20 protein-coding genes are annotated in these 16,083 nt (G+C 38.6%); 6 read left to right on the forward strand and 14 right to left on the reverse strand.

All coding sequences use genetic code 11. The features are described from left to right. Positions 1 to 58: 58 nt before the first annotated feature. The 5 genes from SCI76_RS04525 to SCI76_RS04545 form a co-directional block, all read right to left on the reverse strand. Positions 59 to 1,957 (reverse strand): ABC-F family ATP-binding cassette domain-containing protein, encoded by a 1,899-nt coding sequence (locus tag SCI76_RS04525; RefSeq protein WP_048021299.1) that lies wholly within the window; start codon positions 1,955 to 1,957, stop codon positions 59 to 61. Further along, positions 1,938 to 2,591, reverse strand: a complete 654-nt coding sequence (locus SCI76_RS04530) for an HD domain-containing protein (protein WP_033578763.1) — start codon at positions 2,589 to 2,591, stop codon at positions 1,938 to 1,940. The genes SCI76_RS04525 and SCI76_RS04530 overlap by 20 nt, the downstream gene beginning before the upstream one ends. A 124-nt stretch (positions 2,592 to 2,715) precedes the next feature. Further along, complete coding sequence (locus tag SCI76_RS04535; protein ID WP_243494557.1) at positions 2,716 to 3,192, reverse strand: glutathione peroxidase; 477 nt, start codon at positions 3,190 to 3,192, stop codon at positions 2,716 to 2,718. A gap of 61 nt (positions 3,193 to 3,253) precedes the next feature. Further along, positions 3,254 to 3,772, reverse strand: a complete 519-nt coding sequence (locus tag SCI76_RS04540; protein WP_063247264.1) for a hypothetical protein — start codon at positions 3,770 to 3,772, stop codon at positions 3,254 to 3,256. Positions 3,773 to 3,902: 130 nt separating this feature from the next. Next, a complete protein-coding gene (locus tag SCI76_RS04545; RefSeq protein ID WP_048021304.1) occupies positions 3,903 to 5,591 on the reverse strand; it encodes a formate--tetrahydrofolate ligase in 1,689 nt (562 codons plus the stop codon). A gap of 351 nt (positions 5,592 to 5,942) precedes the next feature. Between SCI76_RS04545 and metA the strand changes: the two genes are divergently transcribed. After that, positions 5,943 to 6,854, forward strand: a complete 912-nt coding sequence (metA, locus tag SCI76_RS04550) for a homoserine O-succinyltransferase (RefSeq protein WP_025752026.1) — start codon at positions 5,943 to 5,945, stop codon at positions 6,852 to 6,854. Positions 6,855 to 7,026: 172 nt separating this feature from the next. Here the strand turns inward: metA and SCI76_RS04555 are convergent, their stop codons facing one another. Together SCI76_RS04555 and SCI76_RS04560 are read right to left on the reverse strand one after the other, a co-directional pair. After that, positions 7,027 to 7,215 carry a hypothetical protein gene (locus tag SCI76_RS04555; RefSeq protein ID WP_014460480.1) on the reverse strand — a complete coding sequence of 63 codons (189 nt, stop codon included), beginning with the start codon at positions 7,213 to 7,215 and terminating at the stop codon, positions 7,027 to 7,029. Between the two features lie 84 nt (positions 7,216 to 7,299). After that, positions 7,300 to 7,710, reverse strand: a complete 411-nt coding sequence (locus SCI76_RS04560) for a hypothetical protein (protein ID WP_048021305.1) — start codon at positions 7,708 to 7,710, stop codon at positions 7,300 to 7,302. A 160-nt stretch (positions 7,711 to 7,870) separates the two neighbouring features. On the opposite strand from SCI76_RS04560, the gene SCI76_RS04565 reads away from it, so the two are divergent. Together SCI76_RS04565 and SCI76_RS04570 are read left to right on the forward strand one after the other, a co-directional pair. Then, positions 7,871 to 8,602 carry a polysaccharide deacetylase family protein gene (locus SCI76_RS04565; protein ID WP_063247262.1) on the forward strand — a complete coding sequence of 244 codons (732 nt, stop codon included), beginning with the start codon at positions 7,871 to 7,873 and terminating at the stop codon, positions 8,600 to 8,602. Between the two features lie 464 nt (positions 8,603 to 9,066). Continuing rightward, a complete protein-coding gene (locus SCI76_RS04570; RefSeq protein ID WP_013056680.1) occupies positions 9,067 to 9,231 on the forward strand; it encodes a hypothetical protein in 165 nt (54 codons plus the stop codon). Positions 9,232 to 9,354: 123 nt separating this feature from the next. Here the strand turns inward: SCI76_RS04570 and SCI76_RS04575 are convergent, their stop codons facing one another. Beyond that, positions 9,355 to 10,050 (reverse strand): peptidoglycan-binding protein, encoded by a 696-nt coding sequence (locus SCI76_RS04575; RefSeq protein WP_063247261.1) that lies wholly within the window; start codon positions 10,048 to 10,050, stop codon positions 9,355 to 9,357. A 135-nt stretch (positions 10,051 to 10,185) separates the two neighbouring features. Continuing rightward, a complete protein-coding gene (locus SCI76_RS04580) occupies positions 10,186 to 10,935 on the reverse strand; it encodes a Cof-type HAD-IIB family hydrolase (RefSeq protein ID WP_048021311.1) in 750 nt (249 codons plus the stop codon). Between the two features lie 245 nt (positions 10,936 to 11,180). Here SCI76_RS04580 and SCI76_RS04585 point away from each other — a divergent pair, with 245 nt between their 5' ends. Beyond that, entirely contained in the window at positions 11,181 to 12,023 is an 843-nt protein-coding gene (locus tag SCI76_RS04585) for a sulfurtransferase (RefSeq protein ID WP_063247259.1), read from the forward strand. Between the two features lie 75 nt (positions 12,024 to 12,098). On the opposite strand, the gene SCI76_RS04590 is transcribed toward SCI76_RS04585, so the two are convergent. The 4 genes from SCI76_RS04590 to SCI76_RS04605 all read right to left on the reverse strand — a co-directional run bounded on the left by SCI76_RS04590 (position 12,099) and on the right by SCI76_RS04605 (position 14,398). Further along, a complete protein-coding gene (locus SCI76_RS04590; RefSeq protein ID WP_048021315.1) occupies positions 12,099 to 12,743 on the reverse strand; it encodes a FusB/FusC family EF-G-binding protein in 645 nt (214 codons plus the stop codon). A 135-nt stretch (positions 12,744 to 12,878) separates the two neighbouring features. Further along, positions 12,879 to 13,157, reverse strand: a complete 279-nt coding sequence (locus SCI76_RS04595) for a CD3324 family protein (RefSeq protein WP_285852074.1) — start codon at positions 13,155 to 13,157, stop codon at positions 12,879 to 12,881. Positions 13,158 to 13,523: 366 nt separating this feature from the next. Further along, positions 13,524 to 13,652 carry a YuzL family protein gene (locus tag SCI76_RS04600; protein WP_013056674.1) on the reverse strand — a complete coding sequence of 43 codons (129 nt, stop codon included), beginning with the start codon at positions 13,650 to 13,652 and terminating at the stop codon, positions 13,524 to 13,526. Positions 13,653 to 13,717: 65 nt separating this feature from the next. After that, complete coding sequence (locus SCI76_RS04605; RefSeq protein ID WP_028413664.1) at positions 13,718 to 14,398, reverse strand: class I SAM-dependent methyltransferase; 681 nt, start codon at positions 14,396 to 14,398, stop codon at positions 13,718 to 13,720. A gap of 104 nt (positions 14,399 to 14,502) precedes the next feature. Between SCI76_RS04605 and SCI76_RS04610 the strand changes: the two genes are divergently transcribed. Both SCI76_RS04610 and SCI76_RS04615 read left to right on the forward strand, forming a co-directional pair. After that, positions 14,503 to 14,727, forward strand: coding sequence for a DUF3892 domain-containing protein (locus SCI76_RS04610; protein WP_013056672.1), 225 nt, complete (start codon positions 14,503 to 14,505; stop codon positions 14,725 to 14,727). A 12-nt stretch (positions 14,728 to 14,739) separates the two neighbouring features. Then, positions 14,740 to 14,886, forward strand: coding sequence for a hypothetical protein (locus SCI76_RS04615; protein WP_013056671.1), 147 nt, complete (start codon positions 14,740 to 14,742; stop codon positions 14,884 to 14,886). Between the two features lie 303 nt (positions 14,887 to 15,189). On the opposite strand, the gene SCI76_RS04620 is transcribed toward SCI76_RS04615, so the two are convergent. Further along, positions 15,190 to 16,065 carry a helix-turn-helix domain-containing protein gene (locus tag SCI76_RS04620; RefSeq protein WP_014460489.1) on the reverse strand — a complete coding sequence of 292 codons (876 nt, stop codon included), beginning with the start codon at positions 16,063 to 16,065 and terminating at the stop codon, positions 15,190 to 15,192. Positions 16,066 to 16,083 lie beyond the last annotated feature (18 nt).

Genomic DNA, 16,083 nt, shown 5'->3' on the forward strand with positions numbered 1-16,083 from the left:
ATCGTACTCCTCTCGTTAAAATTGTAGCATGTGGCTTATACTCAGTCTAACGACTTGTTTACGCGTTTTCAATTTCTTCAATCAGCTCTGAAAGCTCTGCCCAGCGATCAAGCAATGCATTTAATTCTTCATTTGCTTTTTCTTGTTCTAACGATAGGTTATGCGCTTTTGTATAATCGCTGCCCACCTGTTCAATTTCACTTGTTAAGCGTTCAATTTCTTCTTCTTTTGCTGCAATATGATCTTCGATTTCTTCCCATTCTTTTTGTTCTTTATACGTTAAGCGACGCTTTTTCGTTTTCTCCGGCTGTTTTGGCTTTTCTTCTTTCACTTTAGCCTGCTGAGCCATTGCCTGCTTCTTTTTCACCGCTTCTTCTAATTGATCTGTATAAGCGCCAAAATAAGTCGAAATGTTTCCTTCTCCTTCAAAGACAAGTAAGTAATCTGCTACTTTATCTAAGAAATAGCGATCATGTGATACCGTGATAACAACACCTGGAAATTCTTCGAGGTAGTCTTCAAGCACCGTTAGCGTTTGAGTATCCAAATCATTAGTCGGCTCATCTAGCAGTAAAACATTTGGGGATGTCATCAACAATTTCAATAAATATAAACGACGGCGCTCTCCTCCGGACAACTTTTGAATCGGTGTTCCGTGCGTATGTGAAGGAAATAGAAATCTCTCAAGCATTTGCGATGCAGAGATCATTTTCCCATCCGTCGTATGAACAACTTCTGCCGATTCTTTAATATAATCAAGCATGCGTTGATTCAAGTCCATATCATCGCTTTCTTGAGTATAGTAAGCAATTTTAACCGTTTGTCCTCTGTCAATTTCACCGCTGTCCGGCTCAATGCGTCCTGCAATCATATTCAATAGGGTAGACTTTCCGCTTCCGTTCTTACCGACAATTCCAATTCGGTCTTGTTTTTTCACGATGTGCGTAAAGTCTGAAAGAATGATTTTATTTTCATACGTCTTAGACACATCTTTTAATTCAAACACTTTTTTCCCAAGGCGGCTGCCTGCTAAACTTAAATCCAATGATTCTTTTTCAGAAGAATCGAGTTTTCCTTCTAATTCATCAAATCGCTGAATACGCGCTTTTTGTTTAGTCGTACGCGCTTTTGCTCCTCGGCGAATCCAAGCCAATTCATTGCGATATAAGTTGCTTAATTTTGCTTGAGTTGCTTTTTCCTGCTCTTCTCGAATCGCTTTTCCTTCTAGAAAAGCAGCATAGTTTCCTTTATAGCTATATAAATTTCCACCGTCTAATTCAAAAATTCGGTTTGTAACAGCATCCAAGAAATAGCGATCATGAGTAACAAGCAATACGGCTCCTTGATATTTGGATAAATATTCTTCGAGCCATTTAACCGTCTCATAATCCAAGTGGTTAGTGGGCTCATCTAAAATTAATAAATCAGGTGTTTGAATTAGGCTTTGGGCAATTGACACGCGCTTTTTCTGTCCACCTGAAAGTTCGCCGATTTTTGCACTCATATTTGAAATTCCCAGCTTCGTTAAGATCGACTGTGCGTTAGAATTGGCTTCCCACGCGTTCACCGCATCCATTTTCTGCTGTAAATCATACAGTGTCTGCTGGTTCTTCTCGTTTGCAGAATCTTGCTCTAACGCATATAGAGCTAGCTCATAGTTTTTTAATAAATTAAGAAGGGGCGTATCTCCGCTGAAAACTTGCTCTAAAACCGTTAAGTCTTCATCAAAATCGGGATGCTGAGGTAAATATGTCACGCTGTAGTCTTTAGCATGAACAATATCCCCTTCATCTCCCAGCTCTAGACCTGCGATAATTTTAAGAAGCGTCGATTTTCCTGTTCCGTTTACACCAATTAAGCCGATTCGCTCATTTTCCGTAATTGTAAACGTTAGCTGATGAAACAGCTCTTTTTCTCCATATGTTTTTGTTAAGTTTTCAACAGTCAGCATTTTCATAATGATAATTCCACTCTTTCTTAAATTGAACTAAAAATTCTTTCATATATGTATGTCGCTCTTGCGCTAGAGACCGTGCTGTTTGAGTATTCATTAACGCAGTCAGCTTTAACAACTTTTCATAAAAATGAGCAATAGCCGTTGATTTTCCGTGTCTGTATTCTTCCTCTGTCATCTCACTTCGTACAGCAATGTTTTCGTCATACAGAGCCGTGCCTTTAGAACCTGCATACATAAACGTACGTGCGATACCAATCGCACCAATTGCATCTAAGCGATCTGCATCTTGAACAACTTGACCTTCAAGCGTGGCCATAGCCGGACGGTTTCCGCCTTTAAATGACATCGTTTGTAAAATATGAACGATATGCTTGCAGTTCTCTTCTTCTACGCGCTGACTCTTCAGCCACTCCCGCACTTCTTCATACGCTTTTTCAACATCTTCCACTAGCTTATCATCTACCACATCGTGTAAAAGCGCGGCTAGTTCAATAACTTCCCGGTTGCCGCCTTCTTTTTTATATAAAAGCACTGCATTTCGACGCACGCGATCGATATGCTGCCAGTCATGTCCCGTCGTGTCATGCGCAAGCTTTGCTTGAACCCACTTTTCCGTCTTTTCTATTTTGTTCATTTGCTCACCTCAATTATATCCACCATTATTTTAGCACAAAGTAAGGCGCTCGTCTCACTGACAGCTGAGCACCCTTTGAAAACCCTGGCTGAAAAATAAAAAACAGATGGAGATCCACCTGCTTTTACAGCAATTCTTTTATATCTTTTTGAATATCTTTTGGTGCAGTTTGAGGTGCGTATCGCTTCACGACTTCACCTTGACGATTCACTAAAAACTTTGTGAAATTCCACTTTATCGCTTTAGAACCTAGCAGGCCAGGTGCTTGTTCTGTTAAGTATGCAAATAACGGATGTGCATACTCACCTTTTACATCTACTTTTGCAAACATTGGAAACGAAACGCCGTAGTTTAACTCGCAAAATTGTTCAATATCATTTGAACTTCCTGGCTCTTGACCACCAAATTGATTGCAAGGAAAACCTAGAACCGTTAGACCGTTTTCTTTTTCTTCTTCATACAGCGCCTGTAAATCTTTATATTGAGGGGTGAAGCCGCATTTGCTAGCTGTATTCACAATCAACAGTACGTCACCTTGATAGTTAGATAGTGATACGTCTTCGTCTTTAATTGTTTTTGCAGAGTATTCATACACGCTCATTAAAACGCCTCCTTTTCCCTATTGTAATTCACTTTATTTCTGAAGTACAACTGAAACGCTCTTATGATTTGTCGTAAAGAACCTTTAGCTGATCAGTCGTTTGCAGCATATAATCAATCATTTCGATTAAATCTCCTACTTGATCTTCGTAAATGAATCGGTTAAAGGTTACCGCAATATTGTTTTCATATTCGTTTCCTCCAACTTCATGAGTAATACGCTGCTTAACCACTCTTGTTGTTCCCCAGATCCTTTCACACATTTCCTGTATGTTTTGAAACTCAGCTTCTTCAAACGGTTTTTGTTTTTTCAGCTGAAAATGAATATAAACTGTACAACCTGGTTTTTCTACACGGGAAGGCGTTAATTCCGCATGAATATTATCTAAGTCGGTTGATAAAGTTAGCGACGCGGTACAGCAAAAATGCTGTTGAAAAGAAATGCGGTACGTTCGAGTAAACTGAGCTAAGTCTACAAAATCTTCGCGATTTGTAACAGATACTTGCCCAGATAAGTCAAGATCATAGATCTCTCCTTCTACAACCACTTTTAAATTATCAAATACAATTGGATCAAACATTTCAACTACTTCCTTTTTTTATAAAATACGAACAGTCAGCTCTTCTTCTTTCTTGCCAAATTAATTCATAACATACCTGTTATTTTGTTTTATCTCATAAGAAAAGCGATGCCAAGGCATCGCTTTTCTCTTAAAAAATACCTAGTGCATGTCCATTCTCGTCAATATCCATATTGAGCGCAGCAGGTTTTTTTGGAAGTCCAGGCATTGTCATAATTGAACCTGTTAGCGCAACGAGAAACCCAGCTCCGAGTGAAGGACGGAATTCCCTTACCGTAATCTTAAAATCTGTTGGTCGTCCAAGCTTCGTCTGATCGTCACTTAACGAATACTGCGTTTTGGCCATACAGATCGGCAGGTGATCCCATCCGTTTGCTTCAAATTGCTGTATTTGCTTTAACGCTTTTGGAGCAAAATCTACGCCTTGTGCTCCGTATACGGTTTTAGCAATAGCTTCTACTTTTTCTGGAATCGAAGCTGACACATCATAAAGAGGAGAAAACTGACTTTCTGTCTCGTTCATGACTTCAAGAATTTTTTCAGCAAGCATGACGCCGCCTTCTCCACCTTTTTCCCATACTTCTGTTAAAGCAACTGGAACATTCTTTGAAGCGCACCAATTCATAAGCGCTTCTACTTCACCTTTTGAATCTGTTACAAAACGGTTCACGGCTACCACATAAGGAACGCCGAATGCCTGAATCGTTTCAATATGTTTTTCAAGATTTTCAATTCCCGCTTCTAAAGCCTCAATGTTTTCTTCATTTAAACGCTCTTTAGGAACACCCCCATGCATTTTCAGAGCGCGAATTGTGGCAACGATTACTACCGTTTCTGGTTTAATATCTGCCATACGAGCTTTAATGTTCAGGAATTTTTCTGCGCCTAAATCTGCCCCAAATCCCGCTTCTGTTACTACATAGTCGCCTAGTTTTGCAGCCATTTTTGTTGCAATGACGCTATTGCAGCCGTGGGCAATGTTAGCAAAAGGACCTCCGTGAATGAGGGCTGGAGTATGTTCCAACGTCTGTACAAGGTTTGGTTTAATCGCATCTTTTAAAAGAAGGGTAAGCGCTCCTTGTGCACCTAAGTCTGCAACCGTTACAGGCTCATTGTCTATGTTATAAGCTACCACAATAGACGCTAAGCGACGCTTTAAGTCTTGTAAATCTGACGCTAAGCAGAAAATAGCCATAATTTCTGATGCAACGGTAATATCAAATCCATCTTCTCGAGGAACACCTTGCATCGGACCACCTAATCCAACGACAACCTGACGCAGCGCACGGTCGTTTAAATCCACCACTCGTTTCCACGTAATTTTACGTGTATCAATACGCAGTTCATTACCTTGATGTATATGGTTATCTAAAATGGCTGCCAGCGCGTTGTTAGTTGTTGTGATGGCATGCAGGTCTCCAGTAAAGTGTAAATTAATATCCTCCATTGGTAGCACTTGAGCATAGCCACCTCCAGCGGCACCTCCTTTAATTCCCATTACCGGACCAAGAGAAGGTTCACGCATGGCGACAATCGCTTTTTTACCTAATCTATGTAATGCCTGAGCTAAGCCAACCGTCACTGTCGACTTCCCTTCTCCTGCTGGAGTTGGATTAATAGCTGTAACTAAAATCACTTTTCCATCTTGTTTTGTGTGTAAACGTTCCATAACGGACAAAGAAAGCTTGGCTTTATAATGTCCGTACGGCTCTAGCTCGGCCTCTGAAATATCGAGCTGCTCGGCAATCTCTTTAATCGGTTTAATCGTTGCCTCTTGTGCAATTTGCAAATCACTTTTTATTTGCTTCTTAGTTGTCATATAAAAACCCCTTTTCTGCTGAGAATTCTTTTTAAACACTTCATCAAAAAAGGATAAAATCCGTTTTCTGGGGGAGATATGAAGTTTAATAAATACAGGAACGACTACTCTATAAATTTTACTGAGTTTCAGTCATGCTAAAAAAGCATAGCAACGCTCCAATTTAACCTTATTGTACCATTTCATTTTAACCATTACGCATATTAATGCTCTTTTTTTTCAAAATTCAATTGCTTAATATTCTGTATATTCCTATAATAGTATATTGTACATAAATGTTGAACCTCATCTTCACGTGAGAAAGAACATTTATACGCGTCATTACTTCGAAATCGAATAGGAGGAATTTTATTGCCTATTAATATTCCACGTGATCTTCCGGCAAAAGAAATTTTAGAAAAAGAGAGAATTTTCATCATGGACGACGTGCGCGCGGTTAACCAAGAAATTCGCCCGCTTAATATTGTTATCCTAAACTTAATGCCGGAAAAAGAAAAAGCTGAAACGCAATTATTACGTTTACTCGGGAACTCACCGCTGCAAGTGCATATTACACTTCTTTACACGGCAAGCCATAAAGCAAAAACAACGAGTAAAAATCACCTAGATCAGTTTTATAAAACGTTTGAACAAATTAAAGAACGAAAATATGACGGAATGATTATTACAGGAGCACCTGTAGAACATATACCATTTGAAGAAGTAAACTACTGGAAAGAACTTCAAGAAATTATGGATTGGTGTAAAACAAATGTGACTTCTACCCTTCATATCTGTTGGGGAGCCCAAGCCGGACTTTATCATCACTTTGGCATTGACAAGCGACCTCTTTCTGATAAATGCACGGGTGTATTTACACATGTTGTATCGAGTGAAGAACCGATTAAGCTCCTGCGAGGATTTGATGATGTCTTTTATTCTCCTCATTCCCGTCACACTGATGTAGACATGAATGAAGTGAAAAATCATCCTGACCTTGAGCTTCTTTCCTACTCTGAAGAAGCTGGTGTTTATATGGCGATGTCTAAAGACGAAAAGTTTGTTTTCGTGACAGGCCACCCAGAGTACGACGTTCAAACATTGCAAGAAGAATTTCTTCGAGATACAGAAAGAGGACTAGAACCAAAGCTTCCGGAACACTATTTCCCAAACAATGATCCTGACAAAAACCCTTTAAAAACATGGCGTTCTCATGCCAACCTGCTGTTTATGAATTGGCTAAACTATTATGTTTACCAAGAGACTCCATATCTGTGGGAATGAAAGAACCGAGTGGCCGTATATCAAACATAAAAAATGACAAGTCCTTATATGGATTTGTCGTTTTTGCATTGATTATATTTCTCTTTTGTAAGCAGCTAGCTTTCTTTTCGATTATTATTTAGAACATAGTTTTATCAAATAAATAAAACACAATCTTCTAAGAGATTGTGTTTTACAGCTCTTTAATATATTCAATGACCGAATCTGGAAATTCGTTTCGAATTCCGCAATTCCCACAATAAAATCCGCTATATTCGTCTGTCGCAACGTATTGCCTTAAAAGAAACAATGTTAACCTATTTGGGAGACCGCATTCTGTGCAAAACGCCAGGTATTTGCTGCGCTGTCTGTTTGCTGACATACGTTTCATCCTTTCGATTAACTATAGAAAGCGTTTTCTTATTTATATGGAGCTTTCTTACTAGTTTATGACAGCAATTACGGTCTATCTCCAATTATTGTCGCGACGAGAAGGGCGGAATAAACGCAGAATTAAATTAATTACAAGTACAATAGCCAAAATGTTAATTAATAACCCAAAAATCCCGCCCAGTGCACCCATATGACCAAGCAAACCGCCAAATAACATCCCTGCCAGACCGCCGTACAGCAGTCCACGAGCGAATCCTCCTCGTTTTGAACGGGTAACGCCTCGATTTACAGTTCCATTTCTGCGATTTGAAAAATTAGATCTCGGCTCATTTTGTCTAACGCTTGGCTGTCTATTAAACGACCGCTTCCCCGAACGATACGACCTTGCACTTACGTTATAGTCGTCTTGATAGGAAATATATTCAGCTAAGGGAGATAAACTTAGCGAAAAAATCAATGCTACGGCAATCATTATTTTTTTCATCTGCTTTTTCCTTTCTTCACCTAATAGTAACTGTTTATTATAGTGCGCTGTTTCATGCATATCATACGTTTTGACACAAAAGGGAAATTCAGCTTCATACAAAGTTTTTAATCGGGTATCATAACGTTATACTTTGCCCTAGAGAGGAGCGTGCATGTACATGATACGGAGAATTAGTATACTGCTGTTCACACTGTGCTTCTTATTTAATGGAGCCCTTCCTGCACTATGTAAAGCGGAACAAGTAAAAAGTGTAGCTGTGCGTGACCGTTTGCTTTATCAAGGTAATAACCACCTAAAGCAAACCGCCCTAACATTTGATGATGGACCGGATCCGCGCTTTACTCCACATGTATTGGATCAATTGAAAAAGTATGGTATTAAAGCAACCTTTTTTCTTATCGGGGCAAAAGCTCATGAACATCCTGAGCTGGTGAAGAGAATGGTAGCTGAAGGTCATGCTGTTGGGATTCATACCTATTGGCACCCCAACTTACTAAAAGAATCGACTGAAAAGTTTCACTGGGAAATTGCCAAAACTCAGGCTATTATTAAAAATATTACCGGGTTTGAAACACAGCTGTTTCGTCCTCCCTATGGAAATTTAACGCAAGAAATGATCAGCGAGCTGCCAAATGAAAATGTCTATGCGATTAACTGGTCTTCTGATTCATTAGACTGGAAGCAAATCCCAGAAGCAGAAATCACCAAGAATGTATTTAAGAACATGCACGCTGGAACAATTGTTTTGATGCACGACGGTGGCCATTGGACCATGGACCTTTCCAACACCCCAAAGTCGCTGGATACCATCATTCCTAGACTTAAACAAGAAGGATATCATTTTGTGACCGTCCCAGAACTATTGCACATCCCTTATCCAAAAAATTAAGCTCCAACGAGTTTCTGATATAGAAACTCGTTGGAGCTTTACGATTTACCTTAATAGAAAGTAAATATGCCTCTCCTACAAAAAGTGCGTGTCAAAAGATCTAATTCAAATCCATCTTAAAACTCAAAGATATGCCCTATTTCTTCAAAACGTTATCATACTAAAGATACAAAATGAGGCATTCTTTTTTTGTTCCATCGCTCTACAATAAAGGGAATTTAAGGATAACCTCTAAAATAGGTTTTAAGTTGCATAATTAGGAGTAAATATTACTATAACTACTCTCATATTTTTAGACAAGCTGCATATGTATAAAATGAGAGAGTCGAACGCATTCCACATATCCCTAAATTTCTTCTTCTCACAAAAAAATTGACGAACTTTTTTTGTCAACAGGTGCGTATAGATATGATAGAATTCCTATATAATGACCTGGATTCATTTCTAAACAAGGAGTTTTGACTATGATTAATGAACAAGAGACGTTGTTATTTATTAAAGAACTTGGCCGCTTGTTGAAAGACTATCAAAACTGTTCAAACGCCTCTGTAAAAAGTGAAATATATAAAGATATCGTGTTGTTGAGCAATGTTATCCAGTTAGATCACGTGAACGTTTCTTACGCTTAGAAAATCCTTTTTATTTCTTTATAAATTTCAGTTTTTCTACCATAACTACAGAAAAGGAAGAAAAGAGACGATTTCCATCCATCTCTTTTCTTCCTTTTCTCGTTCTCATATTTTTATGGTTATTTAGAACATAGTTTTATTAAAATTGCTATAGAGTTTTTCGAGTGTCTTCGGTCCAACTATTCCATCTACCTGCAGATAAAGTGCTTGTTGAAAAGCTTTTACCGCTTTGAGAGTGGAAGACCCGAATATACCGTCTGCTCCTCCAAAAAGAGAATAGCCTAAGTGAATAAGCATACGTTGAATTAACTGTACTTGATTTCCTCGATCTCCGTATTCAATTAGCACTCTTGAAACCTTTTCCGTCTGTTTCTCAGGTTTTTTTCCACTTCGAAGCTGCGACAAAGATAAACCGAATGTATATTGAAAATGAGGATAATCTTTTAAGCTTTTCCAATCTCCTCCCCATTCCAACCCGATCCTTTTTCCTACCTCTCCCGCTTTGTTCCATCTTCGATCAATGGTCCAGTCAACTTCTCCGTTGTTATCAAGCAGCGCAATATCAATAGCTAGTCCATAATTATGATAAGAATAGCCGCCTTTGGCATTAGTCACGATACTTCCTGGTGTTGTTCGGCCTTGTGAATATAGTTTATCCTGCTGCTCTATCGATCTAAATCCTTCAGTGATCACAATAAATATACTTTCTTTATATGCTTGCCTAATGAGTTCGTACGCTTTTTCTTGCACTATTTCATGTACATTCTGCAGCTTATTTTCTGCTTTTTTTAACAGCTTGTCTAATGATAAATCGCTCATACTCCCCACTCCTTAACTAGATGGCTTCTCCTTATATATACGTATAAGACGAACTCTAAGGGAGGCATCCAGTATCAGTTTATGCGGAAAGTAGTTAAGTGGTGCAACAGTGCCGCCTGCTGTGTAGAGCTGCTGTTATTTCAGTACCCAGTGGCTGATAGCCTTCGCTACTCCGTTATTGACATTTGTATCTGTCACCCAGTCCGCTGCTTCTTTTACAGCTTCCTGAGCATTTCCCATGGCGATTCCACAACCTGCCGCTTCAATCATAGCCATATCATTTAAGCTGTCTCCCATTGCAATGACTTCATCCATTGAAATGCCCAAACGTTCACATACAGTCATGATCCCTTTTGCTTTGTTAATACCAAGTGCATTAATTTCTAGATTCGTTAAACTAGAGTTGCTGATTTCAAAATCTGAAATGCCTGCTATTTGTTTCAGCACTTCTTCTCGTAAAGCATCATCTGGAATATCGTAGCCAAACTTCAGCCATTCCTGTGAAGCAATATCTTCTGGAAATTCATCTCTCCATACTTTATCCGTCGTCACAGCCCAGAAGTTAAGCTTATGCTCTTGCGTTAAATTCCACATTTTCTCAATGTGTGAAGCATCAATTAACTTTCGTTCTACAAGCTGTCCAGATTCATCCCAAATTTCACTTCCGTTTACTGTAATAAGGTAAGAAGACAGCTGAAGAGACTGCGCGTATTCACGGCATGTTAAAAGAGATCGCCCCGTGCTTAATACCACATGAACACCTTGTTCTTGAGCTTTAGCAATGGCCGCACGATTTTCTTCAGAAACTTCTTGCTGATTGTTCAGCAGGGTTCCATCCATATCTAGTGCAATCAGTTTAAATTCTTTCTTTTCATTTGTTTGCATCTTTCTCTCTCCTTCTCATCAATAGTAAGTATGACATTACGCTGAGTATTTAACTTATACTATGTAACTCTTACTATAACTGTAGCACAGGAACATTTCACTCTGCATCAGATAAGCGCTAAAATGGTCAATTATTCTCTGGGGAATAATTGAAGGAAAGCAGCATACCTTTGCCGTAATTTATATTTAAAGCTTTTCATTTTTATTTATTTCAACTAGAATTTTGGTAAAAGGATGTGAATGTTATGAACACTATTATTTCACCGGCTGACTTACATACTGCATTACAGCAACCCCAACACTCCATTGTGTTGCTTGACTGCCGATTTACCCTTGGAAAGCCTGAGGCAGGAGCAGATGCTTATCAAAATGAGCACCTCCCGGATGCTCATTATTTGGATTTAGAAAAAGATTTGTCCTCTGTGGCTACTTCTCACGGAGGCAGACACCCGCTGCCCGATGTTCAAAAGCTCGCTCAGAAGCTCGGCAACTTAGGAATTAATGCTGATTCCAGAGTCGTCGTTTATGATGAACAAAACGGAATGATGGCTTCAAGAGCATGGTGGCTACTGCGATATATAGGAATTGAATACGTACAAATTTTAAATGGAGGTTTTAATAACTGGAAACAATCGGGATATGAAACAACTAAGAGCGTTCCAGCATCTTCTCCTCAAACTTTTGTACCTTTCGTTCAACAAGATTGGGGAGTTGCAGGAGTTGAATACGTAAAAGAGAATCTTCATAATCCTAATGTTGTTCTTGTCGACTCTCGTGAAAAAAAGAGATATCTCGGCTTAGAAGAACCCATTGATTTTGTAGCAGGACATATTCCAGGCGCCATTCATTCTTTTTGGCAAGATGTGTTAACTTCAGAAGGTTTATGGAAAACAGATAAAGAGTGGAAGGAGATGTTTTCAGCTATTGATTCTCACGCTGAAATCATTGTATACTGCGGATCGGGTGTATCTGCTTGCCCTAACGTTTTGGCTTTAAAATCAGCCGGTTTTCCAAATGTAAAATTATATGCCGGCAGCTGGAGCGATTGGATTAGCTATCGTGACAATCCAATCGAGAAAAACAGATAGATAAAGAAGGCTCAGTCTCACCAAAAGTATAGAGACTGAACCTTCTTTTTTTGTATTTTTCTTATTAGCCGCATGCTATTTACTGAGCCTCAACATAAAATCATGAAGCCGATCTAAGGTAAGCAAGTTTTGATTACACGCTTCGCTATCTTGACAAATATAATTTCCTCGTTGGGTAAATGTTCCTTGAACAGTTCCTTTGATTTCAGCAGTGAACATACCGACTTCCTCGTAGCTGTGGCAAAGTGTGCATATTCCCTTCTGGTTGATAGGCTTAAATGTTCCTTGAATACCTTTTAGCTTCTGAGTATAGAGATCCTGCGCTACGATAAACTTTTTGTTTGAGCCTTTATCGACCCAGCTAACATATGAAATGCTCCCTAGATCAATGGTATCAACTGAAGGAATCTTTAACTTTTTCACTTTCGGAAACAATTTTTTCACGCCAGCTTCTGTAAACGATTTAAATGAAATCACGTAAGGCTTTATCGTTTCTAAAAACACCTCTGCTTGTTCTTTATTTTTAACTTCAGCAACCGGTAGCAATAACTCTTCCTGTTCCTCAGTAAGAACTCCAAACGCGTTTAATACTTTTTCTTTTGCAAGAGCTTTTAAAGCCTGCAGCACATCGGAATTGTTCACTGTTCCATACCCATTGATAAGAATTTGCGTTTGGCTTTTGATAAAGTTATATTGATCATTTCTTATAAACGCTTCCACGTTCTTCACTCCTTCTTCAGGTAATCAGCTACTTTTTACTTTACCGTATGGATTCCTTTTACGAAATGTAAAAAATAAATCAGAAATAAACTATACCTAAAAAAGCGCGGGCATTCAGTCGCCCGCGCTTGATTTTTACCGTTGCTTTTTATATACAATTTTTTTGATGGTTTCGGTTGATAAGAAGTATTCACGGGCTAGCTCCTCGATTGAAGCTCCTTTTTTGAACAACGTCTTAATCTGTTCGTTTCGCTCGTCAATCAACTTTCTTCCACCAGAGCAAGTGCCCCATTTCTTCCTTGCCTTCTGCGGCTTCGGAATATAAATGGTTTCTCCTTGAATATATTTTTGAATTTCACTAATCAGCTCTTCAGGTAAAATATTTGTTGCTTTTACATACGTCATTTCTGCCAGCTCCTTATGTGATTTTGCTTATACAATAAGGGGCAAAGCCGTATATATTAGAAATGAGATATGCTCGGTTAGGCGATGTCTATTACTAAACCGTCCACCCCATGCAAAGTATCGCCTCTCTAATATCAGGCTTTGCATGAGACGCTGCAGTATCCGGTAAATATCTTTTATTCACCATTTATTACACCTCCGCTTTACATCGAATGGAAACCAAGCTTGTAGAAAATTACAATTATTGGCTCAGATTTTATTATAAGCTATCTGCAATCTTGCAGACAATACTTTCTTACTTATAAAGATGACACCGTAAATAAAACGAACTTGCAGTGAGCTCGTTGTTCTCCCTGCAAGTTCGTTTTATTTTTGTTATGAACGCTTCTGCTTTTTGTTAGCTGAACTGCTTTGAACACCTTGTTCAGAAGTGGTCGTCCCTTGTCCTTCTACATTTGGTGAACCTAGCTCTGATTTTGAGCGGTCTTTTTTAATTTTACTCATGTCACTCACCTCCAGTTTGTAGTGTACCCTTTGTACAGCTACATATAAGGAGACGCGTGCTGTTTTTATTGTTTCTTGAGCATAAATAGCCATAGAAACGTTAAGGCTTGCTTTAATTCATTTGGGAGCTGTCCAATCAGCTTATCAGTAACATTTCGCTTATATACACCTTCGCCATCGATTACTTCCCATCCATTTTCTTTTGCAAGCTGTTCAAACTCCCACGGCATCATCGTATTGCAAATAACGTCTTCCCCATATAGTCTTTGATAACTGTTGGTACGAGGCTGAGCAGTTGGCCCAAGAATACCTACGCATGCATATCCTCCTGGTTTTACAACTCGGTACAATTCCTTCAAAGCTAATCGAGGATGCTCAGTCCATTCTAACGCATTGATTACCATAACCCCTTCTACTGATTCAGAAGACAGCGGGAGCTTCATAATATCAGCTTGAGCGAACGACAAATTTTCACTTTTATGCAGCTGCGATGCTTTTTGAATCATTTCTTCCGATAAATCAAGACCGATTGTTTTGTATCCAGAAGCAGCTAGAAGAGATGTCCCAAACCCATCACCGCAGCCCACGTCTGCCACTATACCACCTGATTTAAGATGTTTTTGAACAAATGGAATCACTGTTTTCCGACTTCCGTTTTTCCACATTTCTTCACTTCGACTATTCCAAAATGATACTTTTTGGTTCCACTCGTCTTGAGCTTGATCATGCCAATTAAATGTTGTCATTTTTTATCCCCTTTGCACTCTTTTCTTTACCTTATCACTTTTTATAATGAATAAAAACGACTATTTCAGCAACCATATAGATGTAAAGGAAGGTGTTTATTTGTATGAAAGAACGTTTCGTTGCAGTACGTAAAAATGCAGACGGTGACCTCTTAGAATTCCAAACGGCTTCAGGAGACGTTTTAACCTATGAAGAAGCGTTAAAGAAAGTAGAAGCTGGGGACGTTGAGCATGTGAGTACCTTTGTAGGGAAAGACGGCGGTACGTATATTCGCAGCATTCCTGACCATGACAAAACAAATAATCTCGATGCATTGCCATCGTTTTAAAGGAGAATGGATATGACAAAAAAGAATAACAAAGGAAGCGCTAATCAAAGTAATCCAAAAACGCAGCACCACCTTGTTGAAATGGGTGAAGAAATTTCAAGCGGGGATAATTCAAAGGGAAACAAACGCAACAAAGATCAGTCTAGTAAAACACAATAAAAAAAGCCGTGCTTTTTAGCACGGCTTTTTTTATTAATGTTGGCTTGGAAGACCTAATGTTGAAAAATCTCCTGTTGCTACGCTTGTTCCAACTGAAGCAACACCTGCTACTAATGTAAACGCTAATGCCATACCGACTAATACTTTTTTCATAATTATTTCCTCCTCTTTCTTTGATTTGACTCTAGTGTATCACAGGATAAAAGTAGATGAATTCCTTTCTATCAGCATTTATCACCTTAAAACCATGGATTTCCTCCATTTTGATAGAAATTTCTCAAAAATTATAATGATAGGAATATTTTAAACAAATAGAGCTTCAAGTTCTTTTTCTACTAGCTTGACGAATCGCTCGTTTCGCTGCAAGGTGAAAATGGTCATAGACTTTTCCATATATTCTTTACCTTGTTCAATTTTACCTAATTTGATTAAGCTCTCTCCTGCTTGGTAATGAAGTTCTCCAAATAAATACATTGATTCATTACTAATGCACAAATCGATTCCTCGGTTGCTATATATCAATGATTCATCATAGTTACTCATATCTCCAAGCGTTTTGGCAAGTGCATTTAAAATTCTAATTTTTATATTTTCGTCTTTTGTTTGGGGCAGCTCATTTAAGCTTTTGAGTGCTGTTTGATATGTATCTAGAGCCTGTTCATACTCTTTCTCTTCATAAAGAATAATCCCAATGCTATTTAAAATTTCAATTTCTCTTTCTTTATAAAACGTTGCCGATTGCTTAGTAAGCTCGATCGCTTGGTACATTTTAGACAGCGCATCTTCTTTATTATGATGAATGTAATACACGCAAATACCCTCGTGCCACATTAAAAATTGCTTGTTCAGCGGATTTTGAAACAGGGGACTTTCTTTTTCTTTTACAATGATATTATGAATAGCATCATAATCTCTCTGACGAATATATTGACGAATTAACGATTGAACCGCATCTACGTAATCAAGTCGAGGTGATTCTACACTATCAAAAAAGTAGTTAACATCTACGCCAAGGCGCTTAGAAATTTTATAGAGGGTAATGCTTGATGGATATTCTTCACCATTTTCAATTTTGCTGATTTGCGCTTGTGTACAAATGTCTCTTGATAATTCTTGTTGTGTCAACCCTGCCATTTTGCGAAGGTCTCTCATAACACTCCCAATTCTATACTCTCTCATCTCTTTTCTCACCCTTAC

The organism is Priestia sp. HNGD-A6, from assembly GCF_045784335.1.
GTDB lineage: Bacteria > Bacillota > Bacilli > Bacillales > Bacillaceae_H > Priestia > Priestia zanthoxyli.